The sequence below is a fragment of the Leptolyngbya sp. UWPOB_LEPTO1 genome, from assembly GCF_017302695.1.
GTDB classification, from domain to species: Bacteria; Cyanobacteriota; Cyanobacteriia; order Leptolyngbyales; family Leptolyngbyaceae; genus Leptolyngbya; species Leptolyngbya boryana.
Map to the genome: position 1 here is coordinate 163,740 of NZ_JAFLCJ010000006.1, position 14,143 is coordinate 177,882.

The 14,143-nt window shown below is 46.6% G+C and carries 17 protein-coding genes; 9 read left to right on the plus strand and 8 right to left on the minus strand.

Translation table 11 applies throughout. The features are described 5' to 3' along the window. Positions 1-149: 149 nt before the first annotated feature. Positions 150-488 carry a helix-turn-helix domain-containing protein gene (locus J0L70_RS11900; protein ID WP_190651528.1) on the plus strand — a complete coding sequence of 113 codons (339 nt, stop codon included), beginning with the start codon at positions 150-152 and terminating at the stop codon, positions 486-488. Here J0L70_RS11900 and J0L70_RS11905 read toward each other — a convergent pair. Further along, positions 472-1,953, minus strand: a complete 1,482-nt coding sequence (locus J0L70_RS11905) for a dolichyl-phosphate-mannose--protein mannosyltransferase (protein ID WP_287454697.1) — start codon at positions 1,951-1,953, stop codon at positions 472-474. The genes J0L70_RS11900 and J0L70_RS11905 overlap by 17 nt on opposite strands. Before the next feature lie 267 nt (positions 1,954-2,220). Here J0L70_RS11905 and J0L70_RS11910 point away from each other — a divergent pair, with 267 nt between their 5' ends. The 5 genes from J0L70_RS11910 to J0L70_RS11930 all read left to right on the plus strand — a co-directional run bounded on the left by J0L70_RS11910 (position 2,221) and on the right by J0L70_RS11930 (position 5,747). Continuing rightward, a complete protein-coding gene (locus J0L70_RS11910) occupies positions 2,221-2,931 on the plus strand; it encodes a response regulator (RefSeq protein ID WP_017285921.1) in 711 nt (236 codons plus the stop codon). 76 nt (positions 2,932-3,007) lie between these two features. Next, positions 3,008-3,247 (plus strand): hypothetical protein, encoded by a 240-nt coding sequence (locus tag J0L70_RS11915; protein ID WP_017285920.1) that lies wholly within the window; start codon positions 3,008-3,010, stop codon positions 3,245-3,247. A 102-nt stretch (positions 3,248-3,349) separates the two neighbouring features. Then, on the plus strand, positions 3,350-4,756 hold the full coding sequence (gene argH / locus J0L70_RS11920) for an argininosuccinate lyase (protein ID WP_268182610.1): 1,407 nt from the start codon (positions 3,350-3,352) through the stop codon (positions 4,754-4,756). Between the two features lie 5 nt (positions 4,757-4,761). Beyond that, positions 4,762-5,220, plus strand: coding sequence for a thioredoxin-dependent thiol peroxidase (bcp, locus tag J0L70_RS11925; protein WP_287454699.1), 459 nt, complete (start codon positions 4,762-4,764; stop codon positions 5,218-5,220). Between the two features lie 71 nt (positions 5,221-5,291). Beyond that, positions 5,292-5,747, plus strand: coding sequence for an NUDIX domain-containing protein (locus J0L70_RS11930; protein WP_017285917.1), 456 nt, complete (start codon positions 5,292-5,294; stop codon positions 5,745-5,747). Between the two features lie 90 nt (positions 5,748-5,837). Here the strand turns inward: J0L70_RS11930 and J0L70_RS11935 are convergent, their stop codons facing one another. Next, positions 5,838-6,647: a prepilin peptidase gene (locus J0L70_RS11935; protein ID WP_190651535.1), complete on the minus strand. Its 810-nt coding sequence runs from the start codon at positions 6,645-6,647 to the stop codon at positions 5,838-5,840. An 82-nt stretch (positions 6,648-6,729) separates the two neighbouring features. Beyond that, positions 6,730-6,972, minus strand: a complete 243-nt coding sequence (locus tag J0L70_RS11940; RefSeq protein ID WP_017285915.1) for a hypothetical protein — start codon at positions 6,970-6,972, stop codon at positions 6,730-6,732. 244 nt (positions 6,973-7,216) lie between these two features. On the opposite strand from J0L70_RS11940, the gene J0L70_RS11945 reads away from it, so the two are divergent. Together J0L70_RS11945 and ribD are read left to right on the plus strand one after the other, a co-directional pair. Further along, positions 7,217-7,753 carry a hypothetical protein gene (locus J0L70_RS11945; RefSeq protein WP_017285914.1) on the plus strand — a complete coding sequence of 179 codons (537 nt, stop codon included), beginning with the start codon at positions 7,217-7,219 and terminating at the stop codon, positions 7,751-7,753. Beyond that, complete coding sequence (gene ribD / locus J0L70_RS11950) at positions 7,753-8,841, plus strand: bifunctional diaminohydroxyphosphoribosylaminopyrimidine deaminase/5-amino-6-(5-phosphoribosylamino)uracil reductase RibD (RefSeq protein WP_287454700.1); 1,089 nt, start codon at positions 7,753-7,755, stop codon at positions 8,839-8,841. Before J0L70_RS11945 ends, ribD begins: the two co-directional genes overlap by 1 nt. Here the strand turns inward: ribD and J0L70_RS11955 are convergent. The 4 genes from J0L70_RS11955 to J0L70_RS11970 all read right to left on the minus strand — a co-directional run bounded on the left by J0L70_RS11955 (position 8,833) and on the right by J0L70_RS11970 (position 12,356). After that, a complete protein-coding gene (locus J0L70_RS11955) occupies positions 8,833-9,048 on the minus strand; it encodes a hypothetical protein (RefSeq protein WP_017285912.1) in 216 nt (71 codons plus the stop codon). The two genes, ribD and J0L70_RS11955, sit on opposite strands and share 9 nt — an antisense overlap. Positions 9,049-9,208: 160 nt before the next feature. Continuing rightward, entirely contained in the window at positions 9,209-10,165 is a 957-nt protein-coding gene (locus tag J0L70_RS11960) for an Npun_F2552 family protein (RefSeq protein ID WP_287454702.1), read from the minus strand. A gap of 206 nt (positions 10,166-10,371) precedes the next feature. Further along, positions 10,372-10,983: an SAM-dependent methyltransferase gene (locus J0L70_RS11965; RefSeq protein ID WP_017285910.1), complete on the minus strand. Its 612-nt coding sequence runs from the start codon at positions 10,981-10,983 to the stop codon at positions 10,372-10,374. Between the two features lie 20 nt (positions 10,984-11,003). Next, positions 11,004-12,356, minus strand: a complete 1,353-nt coding sequence (locus J0L70_RS11970; RefSeq protein ID WP_017285909.1) for an APC family permease — start codon at positions 12,354-12,356, stop codon at positions 11,004-11,006. A 215-nt stretch (positions 12,357-12,571) separates the two neighbouring features. On the opposite strand from J0L70_RS11970, the gene J0L70_RS11975 reads away from it, so the two are divergent. Further along, positions 12,572-13,633 (plus strand): peptidoglycan-binding domain-containing protein, encoded by a 1,062-nt coding sequence (locus J0L70_RS11975; protein WP_287454704.1) that lies wholly within the window; start codon positions 12,572-12,574, stop codon positions 13,631-13,633. A gap of 15 nt (positions 13,634-13,648) precedes the next feature. On the opposite strand, the gene J0L70_RS11980 is transcribed toward J0L70_RS11975, so the two are convergent. Continuing rightward, positions 13,649-14,110: a Fur family transcriptional regulator gene (locus J0L70_RS11980; RefSeq protein WP_017285907.1), complete on the minus strand. Its 462-nt coding sequence runs from the start codon at positions 14,108-14,110 to the stop codon at positions 13,649-13,651. Positions 14,111-14,143: the final 33 nt, after the last annotated feature.

The window sequence follows — 14,143 nt, forward strand, 5'->3', positions numbered from 1 at the left end:
TGGCAGCAGAGCGACGCAGCGTTCTGCTGCTTTTCTATGGAAACATCTGTACGATATATCAGCGTAAAAAAAGACCTTTACCATATGCGGCAAGGTCGTTCAGTTGATTCAAGTTCTCAGAAGCATAGCGTAATCGAAGGTGGGGCTTTATGCAAGAAAGAGTGGTGGAGGTAATTCGGGAACTGATGAAAACCCAAGGGCTGAGCATTCGTCAGATTTCCGCCAAAATCGCTGAGGAGCATGGTGGGAGTGCATTAGGCTACACTCAGCAGATCAATCGGATTTTAAACGATCCTCAATATGAGCCGAGTTTCGCCACGGTGGAAAAAATTCTGGCAGCCTTAAAATTTTCGATGTGGCAGATGCCAATCAATTTGAAGACCGTAGAAGTGCGATTAGATCATCTGAGTAGTGAGATCTCAGAAATTAAATCCTCGATCGCTCAACTGATGTCAGAGATCGAAGGATTGACTAAACCCAAGACCTGAACCACATCCGCAATTTGTATTCATCTAGGGTCAGCGGTAAGCCGAGATAGATGGGCATCCAAAAGATAAAACTGATGGCACAAATTACCATCACACCAATCCCGATCGCACGAAATTCGCGGGTTCTAAACCAGCGATCGACGAGCCAAGCCAAGCCCATCCCGGCATATACCGATGAACCCATATAGTGATACAAAAACACACATCTCGATACAGGAACCCAGGGTAATAGATTCGCTACATAGCTAATCAGCAAAAATAAGACAATCCACAGCTCTTGAGGCGGCAAAAAACTGAGTCTGGGCGCATTGGGGATAGCCAAACTCGGCAGGATCTTCCAGTGTTCGAGCAGTATCCAAACGAGAAATGCGATCGCGATCGACGAAAACCACCAAAGAAACGGATTCCCCAGGGCATGAACATCGTAAACAACCCGCCCTGGCTCAAGTACTAATGCCGAGTTTCCACTAGGGATCGGAGCGTTGACAGACTCGGCAACCTGGTAAAAATACGCAACAGGACGCAACATGGGTATCCAACTGTACCAGGTTGAACAATAAGGATGAATGTTTGATCCGCTGCCAACTCTTTGGTGATAAACCAGAATTTGTCTTTGAACTTCGAGAAAATCAAACTCTGGATTGAGGTGAATATGAGGCAGCCAAATTAACCAATAAACAAGTGCAGGAATTGCAGCGAAACAGAGTAAAAAATATAACAAATTAATCTGTGTAAGGCGATATACAGACGAAGTCGGTAATGAATTGGTCGGAATTTGTTCACTTCCTTTTGAGCTTTGACGAAACCAATTCAGCACACGAAAACTCCAGCCAATTCCCCACAATAAATAAATGCTTGCCAAGAACCATAAACCATTCCATTTGATTGAAGCAGACGCTGCAAAAAATACGCCGGATAATACCAGAGAAAAATTCAATCTTTTGGACGATCGTAAACTTAATAACAAACACCATTGCCCTAATAATCCGAATAGCACCAGATAGACATTATTGAGGGCATAACGAGACTCAACTAAGAATAGACCGTCCATCGCAGCAAGGCTTCCAGCGACGAGAGCATAGCTTCGGCGGCGGCTCAGCTGGAATGCGATCGCGGCAATAACCAGTGGAATAAATGAGCCTGTCAATGCATTTAGCCAGCGGTAACTCCAAGTACTCAGTGTGGAACCCGTGAGCGAATTAACAGTATCTCGACCGATCGGGATTTGATTGCCAATCCAAATTCCGATCGCGATCAAATATTTACTTAAAGGCGGATGTCCATCAAAAAAATTTGTGCCAGTCAGGTAGTTATTTGCAAACTTTGCATAGTAAACTTCATCAAAGACTAGGGTATTGAATCGCTCGAGTCCCCAAAATCGGAGACCCAACGAAACGAGAAATATTCCAAGTAGTCCTAGCCGAAACCATGCAATCGGCTTGATCGGTTGCTCAGTCTTCCGCATCACAGTTTGTTGGAGCCTATTTTTCTAGTCTTTCAGCATACTGATTTCTCAATGGATTTGGTAAATTTCTGTCACAAAAGACTTGATTTCTTCTATCAAATAATAAAAAATACGTTTGGTGAAGTTTCGTGAACGATTTGCATGACATCTTTGATTTGCTAAGGAGCATCTGCGATCGCAGCCAGGTTTGGTTCAGAGTCTGCGTGATTTCTTGGATATCCAAGCCCTATGCCTGAAAATCAATATTGAGTTGAGGAACCGATTATCATGATTCGCGTATTGCTGGCAGACGATCAGAACCTGATTCGAGAGGGTCTGAAAGCGCTTCTAGATCAAGAACCCGATCTACAAGTGATTGCGGATGTGGATAACGGCTATGACGCAGTGCAGCAGGCAGAGGCGCTCCTGCCCGATGTTGTGCTCATGGATTTGAAAATGCCTCGAATGGATGGCATTACAGCGACGCAGACTATTTGTGAACGTTGTCCAGACACGCGGGTTTTGGTCTTGACTGCTTCGGATGATGAAATTTCAGTGCGCAATGCCTTACAGGTCGGAGCACACGGCTACCTGCTGAAAGACATGTCCCCCGATGAATTGGCAAATGCGGTGCGGACGGCTCATAAGGGATTTACTCAGCTGAGTCCTGGGATTTTACAGAAAGCAATGGCTCCAGCGATCGAATTAGAAACGATGCCCATTGAAACCCCTGCCACAAATGTTTTGCCTTTCGTCCCGTCTCAGCGCCGCACGTCTTCGAGCAATTTACCGCCTGGATTTTCCAAGCTGACCGCCCGCGAACGTCAAGTTTTGCGCTTGATCGCAGAAGGCTCAAGTAATCGAGAAATTGCAAGAACTCTTGACATTTCCGAGGGCACAGTTAAGAACCACGTTGCGAGTATTTTAGGACGGCTGAATTTGCGGGATCGTACGCAAGCCGCGATCGTTGCCACATCAGTTATGCCCTTACTGAACTAGCGTTTTCTCGGACTCTGCTTAGAAATCCATGTGGTAATACTGTGCTGAAAGGAAACACGCTGTACAGAAAATACTCATGGCACACTTCATCTTAGACTTACCGACTTGGTTGAATAGTACGACGCATCTCGGCGATCTGTTCCAAACCATGCAATCGATCGATGTCACCATTTTTGCTCAAGAATTCAAACCGACTGATATCACCGGAGATGTCAGCAAAAGTTGGAATCACTTCGTCAGAACCGGACAAGTCTGGGCGTTCGTGATTGGAATCGTAGCTGGCTATCTGGCTAAAACTTTTACTTCGTTTGGCTAAGCAATGGGGTGGGGATGAAGAAATTTTATTTGGGCTTCATCCCTCATGTGATCGCGGTTTAGGGTAGGCTTAAAACTTGCAGTCGAGCGAGAAAAATTTCTCTTGAGTTCCCAGCCTTCTGAATCCTCTCAACCCTCCCAAACCTGGAGTCAACGCTTTGAATCTGCGTTGCATCCTGCGATCGCGCAGTTTAATGCCAGTATCGGGTTTGATATTGAATTAATTGAATACGATCTCACCGGATCGCAAGCTCACGCGAAAATGTTGGCAAAGACCGGCATCATTTCTGAAGCGGAAGGTGAGCAACTTGTCACAGGATTAGAGCAGATCCGCCAAGAATACCGTGCCGGACAATTTCAACCCGGAGTGGATGCGGAAGATGTCCATTTTGCGGTGGAGCGGCGCTTGACCGAGATTACGGGCGATGTTGGCAAGAAGTTGCACACGGCACGATCGCGCAATGATCAAGTCGGAACCGATACCCGGCTCTACTTGCGTGCCCAAATTCAAGACATTCAGCAGCAGCTTCGAGAATTTCAAACCGTCTTGCTGGATTTGGCACAGCAGCATGTGAAAACGCTGATTCCGGGCTATACGCACTTACAGCGTGCTCAGCCGATTAGTCTGGCGCATCACTTGCTGGCGTACTTTGAGATGGCACAGCGGGATTGGACGCGGCTCGGAGAGATTTACCAGCGAGTGAATGTATCGCCTTTAGGCTCTGGTGCGTTGGCAGGCACAACGTTTCCGATCGATCGACATTATGCTGCTGAGTTACTCGAATTTGGCGGATTGTATGAAAACAGTTTAGATGGCGTGAGCGATCGAGATTTTGCGATCGAATTTCTCTGTGCTGCCAGTTTAATCATGGTGCATCTTAGCCGCCTATCAGAAGAAGTGATTTTCTGGGCATCGCAAGAGTTCAGTTTTGTGGCACTGAAAGATAGCTGTGCGACGGGTTCGAGTATCATGCCCCAGAAGAAGAATCCCGACGTTCCAGAATTAGTGCGCGGAAAAACAGGACGGGTGTTTGGACATTTGCAAGGCATGTTGGTGCTGATGAAAGGCTTGCCTCTCGCTTACAACAAGGATTTGCAAGAAGACAAAGAAGCCTTGTTTGACTCCGTGAAAACAGTCCGGGCATGTCTAGAAGCGATAACCATTCTGTTCCGTGAAGGATTGGAATTTAAGACGACGCGGCTAAATCAAGCCGTATCTGAGGACTTTTCTAACGCGACAGACGTGGCAGATTATTTAGCGGCAAAAGGTGTGCCTTTCCGAGTGGCATATAATCTGGTCGGTAAAGTCGTGCGATCGTGTTTAGCAGAAAATAAATTGCTCAAAGATCTGTCGCTCACCGAATGGCAGGAATTGCATCCAGCCTTTGAAGAAGATATTTACGAAGCGATTGCCCCTGTTCAAGTGGTTGCGGCTCGAAATAGTTTCGGGGGAACAGGATTTGAGCAGGTTGAACGGGCGATCGCGTCGGCAAAACAACGATTAGGGTAAGAACTATGGCGCTGAAAGTGGGCGATCGCGCTCCTGATTTTTCACTCCCTGATACCGATGGAAATCTCGTCAATTTGGCGGATTTACGCGGCAAATGTGTGATCTTGTATTTCTACCCCCGCGATAATACACCAGGCTGTATCAAAGAAGCTTGTGGCTTTCGGGATGCCTATGCCGATTATCAAGCTCAAGACTTCGTAGTGTTAGGGGTGAGTACAGACGATGCAAAATCGCATGCGAAGTTTGTTAAAAAGCACAATCTTCCATTCCCCTTACTTTGTGATGAAGGCGGGAAAGTTGCGGAGACTTACGATAGTTTTGGTCTAAAGAAATTTATGGGTAAAGAGTATTTAGGCATTACCCGGAATACATTTGTGATTAGTCCAGATGGTACGATCGAGAAAATCTACCTCAAAGTTAAGCCAGAGTTTCATGCGGCTCAAGTTCTCGCGGATTTAGCCTGAACTACAACGTTAGATTTCTTTGTGCTCAGGGTATTACTCAGACATCCCTACAAATTCTGTTCCCTAAGTTTATGAGTCGGTTGTGGCACTTTTTTCAAACTGTTTTAGGGGTGGTTTTCCGTCATCCTGTGACTGGCACAAGCATTATTACGGTGTTGCCAGACGATCGCATTGTGTTGATTCGTCGCCGTGACAATGGCTTGTGGGGCTTGCCGGGGGGGATTGTCGATTGGGGTGAAGATTTGCCAACGGCGATTCGGCGTGAATTATTTGAAGAAACCGGGTTAGAACTGACAAAAATTCGCCGCTTAGTTGGAATTTATTCGGCTCCCGATCGCGATCCGAGAATGCATTCGATCTGTGTGGTCGTTGAGGTCGAAGCAACAGGCAAGTTTAAGCCGAAAGATGTCAATGAAGTCTTGGATGTGAAAGCTTTCCATTGTTCGCAGTTGCCGCCCGGAAAGCTTTCTCATGACCATGGTCAGCAACTGCAAGATTACTTTGCAGGACGCACTACGCTCGCCTAAAGCAAGGAATTTAAACTGAGTTCAATGATTTCAAATCCTGGCGGAAATGAGTTGGATCGCACGCGAAGCTTGCATCCGAACGGTTCCAGGTTAAATCTGAAACAGTTGCAAATAGCTTGATATCCATTGCTCTCCCCAAAAGAGACTTAACCCCGCTCCCAAAGCCAAAAATGGACCAAACGGCATCGCTTGCCGCCGCGCCAATTTTCCAAGCGAGAGTGCCCAAAGTCCAGCAATTGATCCAGTCAAACAACCCAAGAAACCCGTCAATAACAACAGCTTCCACCCTAACCAAGCTCCTATCATTGCCATCAGCTTTGAATCACCTGCTCCCATTGCGGTCTGTCCGAGCATCATCGATGCCACAATTGAGATCGCATCCAATAGCCAAATTCCGACAATTGCTCCAATCACTCCCGTCATAAAATGCTGAATTGCTCCTGGTATTCCTGCGATCGAGAACCCAACGATCGCTTGAAACACCAATCCCAACACTAATCCTGATTGCGTCAAGGAATTGGGCAACAGCATGGTGTCGAAGTCGATCATCGACAGCGCCAAGAGCCAACTAATAAACGCCCAAAATCCCAGCGTTTGCAGCGAAAGATTGAAAACCGCAAAGACCAAGACAAAAAGCATCCCGGTTGTGGCTTCTATCAATGGGTAGCGAGGGGAGATCGGACTCTTACAATGTCCACATTTTCCTTTTAGTCTGAGCCATCCAAACACCGGAATGTTCTCGCGTTTTCTCAAGCGAGTTAGACAATGCGGACAGCGCGAAGGCGGATAGATCAAAGATAAACCAGCAGGTAAACGGTAGATGACCACATTGAGAAAACTACCGATCGATGCACCGATAAAAAAGACAATCAGAAAAGCTGGAACTGCGAGAATGTCCATCACTTGAGACAAGTATTAGGGCAACTCTCATTTAACTCGATCGAATTCAATTCAGCGCCCTAACCCTTCAATTCTCGTATTTTTACTCAATCAATTCAAACGGCACAAAACATTCTTGAGGCAGCAAAATCGGTTTCCCCGAAAAAATAATTTTGCCGCGATGCGTAATCCGATTAATCGCGACCCCTAATGGTCGATCGATATCGGGATGTACCGAAAAATAAGTTTCATAGATCAGTCGCGCCGATTGAATGAGAGTCGGATCCAGATAAGTTGAAAAATCATCTACATCCATTTCTTGATCAACTTTCGTCAAAACATCCATCTTCAGTCACATAGAGATTGACTGTATACTATGCCAAAAATTGCAACTGGAGCGCAAAAAAAAGTTAGTTTATTGAGCCTGAGTATCTTCCTACTTGCCCCTCTCTACTCCCCATCTTCACAAATGTAATGTTCTCCTCACGAAGTTCATTGAAATTAGATTAAATTCACCTAACGGTTAGTGAGGAAAGCGATGACAACAGTTTAGAATTCAGAGATACCATTGCCAATCCTGAGCTACTCCAGTGTCAGTTACTCGGTTCCTCCGCAAAAGCGGATTCATTCGTCGCCAGACTTTCCTCGCTGTGATGGTCTTCCCAGACGAAGCCTCAGTGTTTCAAGCCTATCGTTTGCTGCATTATCACGGTATTTCGCCCGAACATCTCGCGATCGTGGGCGCGGGTTATAGCAATCCCGAACATGTCGGTTTGCTTAAACCGATGCAGCTTGCTATCCGCAAAGCTCGATTTCTCAGCATTATCTTGGGCACCTTGGGCGCGATCGCTGGATTGGGTTTGTTTCTTGCTGCCCAGTTCGATCTGATTCAGATGACAGAATTAGAATCGCCATTTTTAGTACCAGCTTTATCGATCGTCAGCGGATTTTTTGGCGCAGTCATTGGCGCATTATTCGGGCTGTTTGGTGAAGGAACGACGGCGAGTATTTATCGACATCATCTCGATCGGGGGCAGTATTTGCTGATGATCGAAGGCTCCGAACGGCTTGTGCGCTGGGGACAAGAAATCTTAAGCCACTATTCAACCTCTAGTAGTTTGTATTGATGGCAACAGCAGACGAATTCGATCGGGCAATGATGCAGCGGTGTCTGGAGTTGGCGAGGCGAGCAATTGGGCGTACGGCTCCAAATCCCATGGTCGGCTGTGTGATTGTGGCAGATGGTGAAATTGTGGGCGAGGGGTTTCATCCGAAAACGGGAGAGCCTCACGCTGAGGTGTTTGCGCTGCAGCAAGCGGGTGCGCGATCGCGCAACGCGACTCTCTATGTCAATCTAGAACCCTGTAATCACTTTGGTCGAACTCCGCCTTGTTCTCAAGCAGTCGTGAAGGCTGGACTGAAGCGAGTGGTCGTCGGCATGGTTGACCCGAATCCGCAAGTTGCAGGCAAGGGAATTGCAACACTTGAGAATGCCGGGATTGAAGTGACGGTTGGGGTTGAAGAAGCGGCATGTCAGACCTTAAATGAAGCCTTCGTGCATCGAATCTTAAATCGTCGTCCGTTTGGGATTCTCAAATATGCCATGACCTTAGATGGAAAAATTGCGGCAACGTCCGGCCATAGTAGCTGGGTGACTGGGCAAATGTCGCGGCGACGTGTTCATCAATTACGGACACAGTGTGATGCGATCGTCATTGGTGGCAATACAGTTCGCAAAGATAATCCTGAATTAACCACGCATGGACTTTCAGAGTGGCAACCCTTGCGGGTCGTCATGAGCCGCAATTTGGATTTACCAACACTGGCGAATCTCTGGAAGACTGAGATTGCTCGAACTGTCGTATTTACAGGGCTGAATGCCAATTCAGACATTCAAGAAAAATTGAGCCAGCAAGGTGTTGAAGTTGTGAATTTGGAGACGACTACGCCTGCTGCGGTGATGGAGAATCTCTACGATCGCGGAATGAATACTGTGCTTTGGGAATGTGGTGGAAATCTAGCAGCGCAAGCAATTCGCCAAAGTTGTGTGCAAAAAGTATGGGCATTTGTTGCGCCGAAAATTATTGGTGGAGAGCACGCACCAACGCCGATCGCAGAATTAGGACTCAATCAGATGACCGATGCGATTCCGTTAACGCGGGTGACCTGGAGCACGATCGAATCAGATTTACTAATCGAAGGCTATTTAGGCTAAGCGTTCATAGGCTAAATCCCGAATCAAAGCGAGCCGAGAATAAACATAAGTCGAGAGCAGCGAATTCTCTTCTGAGTTGAGGGGTTGCTGCGTATTCACTTGGCGCAGAAGAGACTGCACCAAGTTTGCATCATCTAGGTTAACCAGATGAGTGGCTTGGGTCGTCTCTACCAGCGCCCAGAGTTGACGAATCAAAGATGGGTTCATAGGAACAAAGGATGAGGTTGCTGTTTCCACAATACTGAATCTGCCTATCCTGAAAGCCAGACATTACAAGCTGAAATAACAGTTATTAAAAGATTATTCTGCGCCTGTATATCGACAGGACAGTCGAAAATATTGTGACTTTCCTTCATCCTTTCACACATTAGCGGTAGGCTGCTATCGGTTCTTTGATGAAGCGGATATACAGATGTTTGAATGTTGATTTCAGAACGCGAGGCGCACCAAAATCAATGGGCATCATTTTGTCAGGAAGCTGCCAATCTGAAATCTGTAGATCTACGGGTTGAAGCAGTGGAAAGTCAATTGCATCAATGTCCGAACAGAGTCCTAATCGCTGGCTAGCTACAATCGTCGGTACAGTGTTGGGATCGACTTGTAGAATGTCAACGATCGCTCGGTCAAGAGAAAATATATCACGCGATGCTCCCAATACGCCTAAATCTTTTGGTTCACCGCCGCTTGGTCCATTGCCTTCGTGCCCGATGATGCCATCCACGATCGTTAAATCTGGATCGATTGTTCGCGCTGTCTCAACTAACATCGTGCCAAAACGAGATTGATCTTTCCCCGCTTCCATGTGCCACCAAGCTTTCATTTTGCCTGGAACACATCCGAATAAATTTTTCACACCCATCGTGATAGTCAATTGCATGTGCGATTTGACTTTAGGTAGATTGATCACGACATCCGCTTCGATCGCTTGTTTACAGAGCAATAAATGATTGAATTCTTCACCAACTGTTTCATACCGTTTGCCTTTGAATTCAACGATCGGTAAATTGAGCGACTCAGTGAGTTCGAGATAACCACTTGCCTTTGCGACTCCTAGAGCGCTGCCAAAGGCGGGACTATCTCCTAAGAATGGCTTTCCACCTGCTTCCTGCACCATTTTCGCAACGCAGTAGGCAATCTCAGGACGCGTCACGCATTCTTTTCCGGGGCGGGCACCCGTCAGGAGATTGGGTTTGAGTAAAACGCGATCTCCTGGTTTGACGATGCTGCTGATTCCGCCCAGAGGTTCAAGCAATGCTTCGAGTGCAGCCCGAAGTTCTGTTAAATCGTAAGAGGTAGCACGCAGCAGACTAACGGTTGGTTTCATACGCTTAGAAGGTTTTTTATTACTTTAACCGCGATCGAAAAATCCTATTGCAAAAGCACGCTCAGAATTTTGCACATTTTTTGGGAGTGCTGACTGAGTGAGGTCGAGTTACCTTGTGGAAGCGCAAACGGATGCAGACAAGAAGGCAATTCTAGAGTGCAGTGCTAGACTAACGATCAATCAGCAAACCTGCTGAAACCAAACCGTCATTTTTTCAGATTCGCTGGAACCTCTTCAGGTACAACCCAGTAATAAACCGTTGTTCCGCCAACGTTCACGACTTGATCAGGTTTCCAATCGCCCATATCAAAAGCATGAGACACAATCCGTGTGCCTGGTTTCAACTGCAATAATTTAGGACGCAATTCGAGATTGATCCGAGGTAAAAGATAGAGCGAAATCACAGTCGCCTTGCTTAGATCTGTTTTAAATAAATCTTGCTGAGCAAACTTCACCAGATCACTCACGCCTTCTTTTTGGGCATTTGCGTTTGCTTCTTGAATCCGTTGCGGATCGATATCTACTCCAAATCCACGAGTTCCGAATCGTTTTGCTGCGGTAATAGGAATCCGACCATCTCCACTTCCCAGGTCATACAGCACATCATTCTTCCCAACTTTCGCAACTTTGAGCATGGCATCAACCACTTCAGTGGGAGTAGGCACGTAAGGCACATCAAGCTGCGGAGACTCTTCGACTTGAGCTTGTTGCGGTGCTGCGGAAGGTTCAGGAGTTGCAGTTGGAGTAGAAGTTTGAGCACATCCAGTCAATGCCAAACTGACAAGACTGATAGTGATCATGAAAGTCTTAATCGTCATATCTTAGTTCTCCTAGAGCTTTATCGAAGTTGATTTTGCCGATATAGCACTGGAATTCCCAATGCTAGAACAACCACGCCTGCGATCGCACCCGTTTTCACATACACCAAGCTCGAATACAGCAGGTACCCACAAATTAGACAGAACAAGATTGGCGTGATGGGATAAAACGGAACGCGAAATCCATTTTCCTGAAGTGGCTCCTGCGATCGCAAAATAAATACGGAAATCCCAACCAGCAAAAAAAAGAACCAAAACACTGGAGCTGTATAGTCCACCATTGCTTCAAAACCCTTGCGTGTTAGTACTCCTAGTCCAATCAAAAACAAGGAGATTGCGCCTTGTACAAGTAAAGCGGTGGTTGGAGTATTCTGCTGTGATCGCCAAGTTCCTAAAGCCCGAAATACTGAGAAATCTTGTCCCAAAGCATAGTTTGTCCGTGCTCCAGTAAAAATCGTTGCATTCATCGCTCCTAAGGCTGAAATAGCAACGAGGACGCTAATAAACACAACTCCAGGTTGTCCAAATGCTCGTCGCATGAGTTCTGCTGCTACCGCAGGCGAGTTTGCCATTGCACTGATGCCGAGTCCATGCAGATAAGCTGCATTAATTGCAACATAGATCGCTGTGATAATGCCAATACTCCAAAGCAGCGATCGCACAATATTTCGCCGAGGATTCTGAATCTCAGCAGAGATATAGGCGGCTTCATTCCAGCCTCCATAAGACAGCAAGACGAGAATCATTGCGAGTCCCCAACTGAGTGAGGATTTTGACTCGGTTACAACAGGTGCAGCAGTCGGCGATGTGAAGAGTCCAATTATGACAACTAAGATCAGCCCAACGACTTTTGCCGCACTTAAAGCATTCTGCACTCCCTTGCCCAAGCGCAATCCTGCTAGATTGATCACAGTAAAAAGAACAATTGCGCCTGCGGCATAGATCGGAGTCGAGAAGTTACCCAACGAAAAAATCTCAGAGGCATAATCACCAAAAACAAAAGCAAGGAGAGCAATCGAGCCAGTTTGCACAATCGTCATTCTTGCCCAAGCAAACAGAAACGCGATCGCGTTTCCATAAGCTCGCTGTAAGTAGTAGTAATTACCACCCACATGAGGATAATTCGTTGCTAGCTCCGCATAGCACAATGCTCCAATCAGAGACACAACGCCTCCTGCAATCCACGCCAACAGAGCAGCCGAATTTGTTCCAGTATTCGCTGCAACCAATGCAGGGGTTTCAAAAATCCCTGCTCCAATCACAATTCCAACAATCAACGCGATCGCATCAAACAAATTTAATGTAGTCTTGGGTCTAGCAGACTCAACTTGGGTAGTAGAAGCAATCGAGCCAGAAGAGTTGGGTAAACCCATAGCGACACCTAATTAACAATGATTGCTATCGCAACCTTAGCACCGGATTTTAATGTACTGAGGGAACGGACGCGATCTAACTTTCGATAGAGATCAAGAGCTTTTCCACAATCTCCATCCTTAGGAAAAGCGATCACTCTATGGTATGGGTAATATAGTTTCAGAAGCAAAAATTTCCCATTCTACTCCCATTCACGAAAATTGCTCACAAAATTATGAAAATGATCGCATACTTGCATCGAGCTGGCGAAAATAAGTCCCCAGACCACGCGCAGATCAAGCAAATCCGTTCTGGGAACCTCTGCGTTCGGATTTTGAGCGTGTTGATGGGATGCGCGATCGCTGGATTCACTCAAACCGCAATGGCACAGGAGCTTTTAAGAAAAGGAAGTTCGGGGCAAGCAGTGGTCGAATTGCAGAATCGCTTACAAGAGCTAAATTGCTATGACGGTTCCATAACTGGATACTTTGGCGATCAGACCGAAACAGCGGTCATTCGATGCCAGCAACAATTTGGAATCGAAGCCGATGGAATTGTTGGTGCATCAACGTATAACGCTTTGGGGATTGGAACGACTGTAAATCCCGATACAGGTTTTGAGAATCAGTTCGGCGATCGATTACGAGTGGGCGATCGCGGGTCACGTGTACAACAGTTACAACAGCAATTACAAGCTGCCGGATACTATTACAGCGAGATCGATGGCGTATTTGGCTCTGCTACTCAGAGCGCTGTGATTCAGCTTCAGAGAGACTTCAGATTGCCTGAAACAGGCGAGGCTGATGCTTCAGTTTATGCAGCATTAGATCGAGGAAGTGTGCCTACCTCCCCGACGAACAGACCCGGAACAGGCTTACAGCGTGGAGATAGGGGAACCCAAGTGAGCGAACTCCAACAACAACTCAACCGATTAGGGTATTCAGTTCGAGTAGACGGTATTTTTGGGGCAAGTACAGAAGCAGCCGTCTTAGATTTTCAGCAGAGGAACCTGCTTGCAACGACGGGTGAGGCAGATGCACGAACGCTGAATCAAATCAGACAAAGTGCAGAATCTTCTGCCTCGCTGAATGTTCGTCGCTATGTGGTCATTGTTCCGATCCCTACAACAACAGAGTGGAGTCGGGTACTCAACATTGCGCCTAGTGCCACTCCTCGCAAGGATCGATTAGGAGACTACGCTGAAGTGAATCGTTACACGACACCCGAAGCAGCAGAGAGAATTGCCGCAAATTTGAGATCGCAAGGATTTCCCGATGCTCGTGTGATTTTTCGATAACGATTTTTCGATAACTTAGAGCGGTAAGAGCGATCGCTGACAGGTCGGACAAACGGCGTGAATTGTTAACTGGCAGTCTAGAATGTGGTATCCCTCTTTCTGGGCTGCTTTTGTACCGATTTTCAAGATCGGGTCACTTTTGAATTCGATCGTTTTATTACAGCGTACGCAAATCAAATGATGGTGATGATGGAAAGGCTGGTTAATCTCGTAATGCTTGTGACCCTCTGCTAATTCAAGCTCGCGCAGGATTCCCATTCGCGACATTAATTTCAGCGTGCGATAGATCGTCGATAAACTAATTCCCTCATTCTTTTCCTGAAGCTCATGATACAAATCTTCAGCACTGAGGTGTTGACCTTCAGGAAGCTTTTGAAAAACATTCAGAATAGTTTCACGTTGCGGAGTGAGCCGCCATCCTTTTTCATTCAGTTCCGCTTTTAGCGAGGCACTGGTATATACAGGAGCGTTTAGCATTGTCAACAAAGCCTCCTTTCTTGAGAATCATAG

Bases quoted from the DNA above. Each gene is read 5' to 3' on its own strand.
- J0L70_RS11930 (WP_017285917.1), top strand. From the start codon at position 5,292: ATGAGTCGGTTGTGGCACTTTTTTCAAACTGTTTTAGGGGTGGTTTTC.
- J0L70_RS11935 (WP_190651535.1), bottom strand. From the start codon at position 6,647: ATGGACATTCTCGCAGTTCCAGCTTTTCTGATTGTCTTTTTTATCGGT.
- J0L70_RS11905 (WP_287454697.1), bottom strand. From the start codon at position 1,953: ATGCGGAAGACTGAGCAACCGATCAAGCCGATTGCATGGTTTCGGCTA.
- J0L70_RS11910 (WP_017285921.1), top strand. From the start codon at position 2,221: ATGATTCGCGTATTGCTGGCAGACGATCAGAACCTGATTCGAGAGGGT.
- J0L70_RS11960 (WP_287454702.1), bottom strand. From the start codon at position 10,165: ATGAAACCAACCGTTAGTCTGCTGCGTGCTACCTCTTACGATTTAACA.
- J0L70_RS11915 (WP_017285920.1), top strand. From the start codon at position 3,008: ATGGCACACTTCATCTTAGACTTACCGACTTGGTTGAATAGTACGACG.
- ribD (WP_287454700.1), top strand. From the start codon at position 7,753: ATGGCAACAGCAGACGAATTCGATCGGGCAATGATGCAGCGGTGTCTG.
- bcp (WP_287454699.1), top strand. From the start codon at position 4,762: ATGGCGCTGAAAGTGGGCGATCGCGCTCCTGATTTTTCACTCCCTGAT.
- J0L70_RS11980 (WP_017285907.1), bottom strand. From the start codon at position 14,110: ATGCTAAACGCTCCTGTATATACCAGTGCCTCGCTAAAAGCGGAACTG.
- J0L70_RS11955 (WP_017285912.1), bottom strand. From the start codon at position 9,048: ATGAACCCATCTTTGATTCGTCAACTCTGGGCGCTGGTAGAGACGACC.
- J0L70_RS11900 (WP_190651528.1), top strand. From the start codon at position 150: ATGCAAGAAAGAGTGGTGGAGGTAATTCGGGAACTGATGAAAACCCAA.
- J0L70_RS11940 (WP_017285915.1), bottom strand. From the start codon at position 6,972: ATGGATGTTTTGACGAAAGTTGATCAAGAAATGGATGTAGATGATTTT.
- J0L70_RS11975 (WP_287454704.1), top strand. From the start codon at position 12,572: ATGAAAATGATCGCATACTTGCATCGAGCTGGCGAAAATAAGTCCCCA.
- J0L70_RS11965 (WP_017285910.1), bottom strand. From the start codon at position 10,983: ATGACGATTAAGACTTTCATGATCACTATCAGTCTTGTCAGTTTGGCA.
- J0L70_RS11970 (WP_017285909.1), bottom strand. From the start codon at position 12,356: ATGGGTTTACCCAACTCTTCTGGCTCGATTGCTTCTACTACCCAAGTT.